Raw genomic sequence first — 4,462 nt, 5'->3', positions numbered from 1 at the left:
CCGATGCCCCGGCGCAGGGCCCGGTGCCGGAGTGCCATGCGCGTGCCGCACGGCGCCCGGACCTGAAGATCGCAGTTTTGGAGAAGCGCCGCCGCACCGGCCTTGTTAGCGTAGATCCCACCTGAGGGAGGATCCTATGACTGGCATGGTGAATGTGGTCGGCCTGTATGTGCACGACCAGGATGCGGCACTCGATTTTTACGTCAACACACTCGGCTTCCAGGTGCATACCGATGTCGGCAACGGCGACTATCGCTGGCTCACGGTGCATTCGGGCGGCGAGGGTGGTTTCCAGCTCGGCCTGTTCAAACCGGGGCCGCCGGTACACGATGCGGCCACTGCGCTGACCCTGCAGCAGATGGTGGCCAAGGGTGCGATGCCGCCGCTGGTGCTGGCGGTGGACGATTGCCGCGCCAGCTACGAGCGGCTGCTGGCACGTGGGGTGGAATTCACCCAGGAGCCGGTGGAGCGCTATGGTGCAGTGGATGCCGGATTCCGTGATCCGTCCGGCAATGGCTGGAAGATGATCGAGCGCCCTGCGAAGACTGTCGCGAGGACGCCGCAGTGAGGGCCGGCAGCTGGGCGCGTCCCGTGCACCGCTGGACGTCTATCGTCTTCACCCTGACAGTGATAGCCAACTTCGTGGCGCGCTGGATGGGGCAGGGCGAACCACCGGACTGGCTGACCTACTCGCCGCTGCCGCCGTTGTTCCTGCAGCTGTTCACCGGGTTGTATCTGTTTGCGTTGCATTACCGCCGCAGGCCGGATGCCGCTCGCGCCGGCGTCGCACCCTGACGCGGGGTGCGGAGTCAGATCAGGCAGGGTCCTCACGCAGCGCAGGCCCGGCGGAGAAGGCTCTGCCGGGCCATCCGGCGCTCAGCTCAGATCACATTCGCTCGGCAGCGGCCAGCTGGCACTGGGCAGCATGTTCTTCAGCGACGCCGGTGCATTGATGGCCACGTAGCTGGCGCCCAGCAGCTCTTCCAGATCCGCGATGGTGACCAGATAGCTATCCAGGCCACCCAGTCCCGCTTCATTGGGAATGATCCAGCTGATGGCCTTGGCGGTCCCGGTGTTTGGATCCTTGGTGATGATCGTCTTCCAGAAGAATTCCGGGGTCGGAATACCATGGCTGGCCAGGAAATAGTCATTGGACGCATCGCCGTAGACAACGCCACCATAGACGTCTACCGGAGCGATGTCCCTATAGCATTCGGCCACGTTCTCGGCCTTGACCCAGGCGCCCTGATTGAAGCTGGAAACCTGCGGCACGATGTTTGTCATGTAGTTGGCGCGACGGATGTAGGTGGCGTCGTAGTCCATGTGATTGGACGTCACCAGATGTCCCCGGTCATAGCCGGACCGCACGCTGGCATACGAGGCGGTGCTGGCCTGGCCGAGGCAGCCTGCCGGCAGGTCCGGGTCCTTGTAGAAGCTGGACGGGCGGGCCGCCGAGCCGGTGTCAGCCACCAACGTGTATTCGTACCGTGTCGCGCTGTGGATGCTGCAGTCATAGGTCAATACGAACCCACCCTTGTTGAGGGTCACAACCTGGGCATGCGCAGCCCCGGCAAAAGTGCTGAAAACAAGGGCAAGGAAGAACGTGGCAAGGCGCATTGCGGATCTCCATGGATATGGGCAAGGCGCAGCCGTCCACCACGGCAGGCCAGGCCTTTCCGTGTGAAGGACGATGCGGTGACAGGTGTTGGGGATGCGTCCCGGCCGTAGCCGGTACTGCCTGGGATCTCGACCGCGCACTGGCGTCAGGAAAGCTGTCGCGGTGTCGTTAGCGTCATTTTTTGGCGTCAACAGGTCAACGACCAAAGTGCGAAGGTGTGACTGCGCGCAAGCACTGGGCTCCTGTCAGATCCGAGTGCCCATGCATGAAAGGAAGACCTGTTAGTGGCGTGGCCGTTGCCCGGTTGATAGCTGTCCGCAGGGCGCGTGCCGACGATTGACGTGACGCATCACGGCCGGGCAACGCGATGCCCGTAGCGGCCGCGTCGCGCTGGCGCTATGCTCGCCGGAAAAAGGGCATTCCCAGATGAAATGGACTTCCATCGCGGCCGCAACACTCTGCGCGCTGCTCACGAACAGCTGCTTGCGCGATATCCCTTCCAACGCCAGTTGGCCGTTCCTGCGCCGGGCGCACCGTCCACCGACGCGCTTGAAGAAGAGCTGAGAACCTCGGCGAGAACTGCAACGTCTACCTCGCGGCGCCTCTGCAGATGCGGTAGAACCTGCATGTCGCCCGGCATTTCAATGGAACCGGACAGATGAAGCGAACGATTGCAATGGTAGCGCTGTTGATGCTGTCGACAGCGGCGAGCGCGGGCGTGGAAAACATCAAGGAATCGAAGAAACTCAAGCCGGACGAAGGCATCCTGGTCACTTCGGTCACCTGCGCAGATCAGATCAACTTCGTGCAGCTCTACCTGTCCGGAAACGCGTCGACCGGCTTCTGGGGTCCGTACAGGTTCGATTCCGTAGCCACCTGCGCAAAGGGCCTGAAGACCCGCCCCGTCAAGGCTGGCCGCTACTACATCGGCTGGGTTGGCATCGGGCAGCAGGGCGTCGCCATTGCCGAGCCCCAGGCGGTCAGCTTCACGATCGAGGCAGGCAAGCTCAATTACATCGGTGACATCTACGTCGGCGACGTTTCACCCTTCCGCCTGGACAACGAAACACTGTTGCGGACAACCGGCAATCTGGTCAGCGTCGTCGATCAGGAGGCACGGGCGCGAGCTGCCTTGGCAGCCGATCATGCCTGGTTGCTCTCACGCTATGAATTTGTCAGTGCTCCCGCGGCGGCGCCGCCGAGAGTTGAAGAAGGTAACCAGCATCCGGCCAGGCCTTGAGATCAACGGCTCACGCGGGGAAGCAGGCAGGGATCGACCTGCACGCAACGGCCATCCCTTCTTGACGGCGCCTTGGCGCCGGACGTGGATACTTCCGCCGTCATTGGCCGAGGAGGACTGGAAATGGGTAGCACCGAGACCACCAGGGCGCCGCGCATTCTGCGCGTGGAAGTGATGCCGCTGGACTGCGGGGAAACCGCAGTCGTGGTGGAACTGGCATCGCCCCCCGGCAGGGCCTGGGAGAAGGCACTGAAGCGCGTGATTTCTGAAGCCGAGGGGCTTGAATCGGCGCAGTCGCGCTGTGACGGCCGCTTCGTCTACATCATCGGTATCGAGCCCGGTGGCCGTGGCACGCTCCATCGGGTGAACCAGGTCCTGGCCGCCACCCACGAACGCGTTGCACCGCGCAACGGACATTCCATGCCGATGCCACAGCAACCGGCAGGCGCCATGGTCAACGCCAGCCTCTGAGCAGCGATGGCCGATACACGGCAACCGGCCGGCTGCAGGCCCGCCACGCCCGGCGGCACAGGCTTCACGCCGCAGCCAACGTGTGTTCACCATGTTGCTACGGGCCTGTCGCCACCGTAGCGCCATGGCACGTGAACTCCGTCATCCGCGACCGGGCCACCCGGTCGCCGTGGGCTGCGCAGGGTGGTCGCTGCCCACGGACATCGCCCACGCGTTCGCTGCGGGAGACAGTGCGCTGCAGCGCTATGCGTCGCGCTTTCCGATCGTGGAGATCAATTCGTCGTTCTACAGACCACATCAGCCCGCCACGTATGCGCGCTGGGCGGCCAGCGTGCCGCACGGTTTCCGTTTCTCGGTGAAGATGCCGCAGGCCATTTCCCATGACGCGCGCCTGCGCGGTGCTGCGCCGTTGCTCGACACGTTCCTGCATGAGGTGGGGCATCTGGGGGATCGGCTGGGCGCCCTGTTGCTGCAGCTGCCGCCGAGTCTGGCCTACGATGGCCGCACGGCCTCGGCCTTCTTCCGGGCGGTGCGCCGGCGCAGCGCCATGCGGGTCGCCTGCGAACCACGCCACCCGAGCTGGTTCGACGACAAGGCCGACGCGCTGCTGGATGACCACGGCATTGCCCGGGTCGCGGCCGACCCCGCCCGGGTTGCAGGGGCTGATCAGCCGGGTGGAGCCAGGCACTGGAGCTACTGGCGGTGGCACGGGCAGCCGCGCATGTACTACAGCGCCTACCAGCAACCGCAGCTATGCAGTCTGGCGGCCGCCGCGATACAGGCGGCCCAGGCGGGGGAGGCGTGGATCATCCTTGACAACACGGCGCATGGCCACGCCGTGCCCAATGCACTGCAACTGCAGTCCATGCTGGAGCACGCCAATGCCTGAAGGTCCTTCCATCGTGCTGCTGCGCGAGGCCGCCGCCAGGTTCAAGGGAAAGACCGTCCGTGGCGTCAGTGGCAACAGCACGCTCGACCTGGCCTGCCTGGAGGGACGCCGGGTGCGGGCCGTGCGCAGCTGGGGCAAGCATTTCCTGCTGGAGTTCAGCCACGTCAGTCTGCGCATCCACCTGATGATGTTCGGCAGCTGGCGCATCGACGAACGCAAGGAGACGCCAGCGCGGGTATCGCTG

At 64.6% G+C, this 4,462-nt stretch carries 7 protein-coding genes and 1 pseudogene; 7 read left to right on the top strand and 1 reads right to left on the bottom strand.

All coding sequences use genetic code 11. The features are described from left to right. The 3 genes and pseudogenes from AB4Y84_RS14180 to AB4Y84_RS14170 all read left to right on the top strand — a co-directional run. A pseudogene (locus AB4Y84_RS14180) lies at positions 1 to 125 on the top strand (AraC family transcriptional regulator); the annotation flags it as partial. A gap of 11 nt (positions 126 to 136) precedes the next feature. Then, entirely contained in the window at positions 137 to 568 is a 432-nt protein-coding gene (locus AB4Y84_RS14175) for a VOC family protein (protein WP_132825028.1), read from the top strand. Further along, on the top strand, positions 565 to 795 hold the full coding sequence (locus AB4Y84_RS14170) for a hypothetical protein (RefSeq protein ID WP_099842541.1): 231 nt from the start codon (positions 565 to 567) through the stop codon (positions 793 to 795). Before AB4Y84_RS14175 ends, AB4Y84_RS14170 begins: the two co-directional genes overlap by 4 nt. 81 nt (positions 796 to 876) lie before the next feature. On the opposite strand, the gene AB4Y84_RS14165 is transcribed toward AB4Y84_RS14170, so the two are convergent. Then, positions 877 to 1,617, bottom strand: coding sequence for a DNA/RNA non-specific endonuclease (locus tag AB4Y84_RS14165; RefSeq protein ID WP_363733365.1), 741 nt, complete (start codon positions 1,615 to 1,617; stop codon positions 877 to 879). Between the two features lie 659 nt (positions 1,618 to 2,276). On the opposite strand from AB4Y84_RS14165, the gene AB4Y84_RS14160 reads away from it, so the two are divergent. From AB4Y84_RS14160 to AB4Y84_RS14145, 4 genes are all read left to right on the top strand, one after another. Beyond that, positions 2,277 to 2,858 carry a hypothetical protein gene (locus AB4Y84_RS14160; RefSeq protein ID WP_363733363.1) on the top strand — a complete coding sequence of 194 codons (582 nt, stop codon included), beginning with the start codon at positions 2,277 to 2,279 and terminating at the stop codon, positions 2,856 to 2,858. Positions 2,859 to 2,981: 123 nt separating this feature from the next. Beyond that, complete coding sequence (locus AB4Y84_RS14155) at positions 2,982 to 3,329, top strand: hypothetical protein (RefSeq protein ID WP_363733362.1); 348 nt, start codon at positions 2,982 to 2,984, stop codon at positions 3,327 to 3,329. Between the two features lie 124 nt (positions 3,330 to 3,453). Beyond that, entirely contained in the window at positions 3,454 to 4,218 is a 765-nt protein-coding gene (locus tag AB4Y84_RS14150) for a DUF72 domain-containing protein (RefSeq protein ID WP_442243609.1), read from the top strand. Further along, the coding region (locus AB4Y84_RS14145) for a DNA-formamidopyrimidine glycosylase family protein (RefSeq protein WP_442250313.1) at positions 4,211 to 4,462 on the top strand (252 nt) is incomplete at its 3' end. The genes AB4Y84_RS14150 and AB4Y84_RS14145, both read left to right, overlap by 8 nt.

Origin of the sequence: Stenotrophomonas sp. 2YAF22 (assembly GCF_052114665.1) — a bacterium.
GTDB classification, from domain to species: Bacteria; Pseudomonadota; Gammaproteobacteria; order Xanthomonadales; family Xanthomonadaceae; genus Stenotrophomonas; species Stenotrophomonas indicatrix.
The sequence above is the reverse complement of the archived record's forward strand: the minus strand, read 5'-3'. Positions and strand labels throughout refer to the sequence as shown.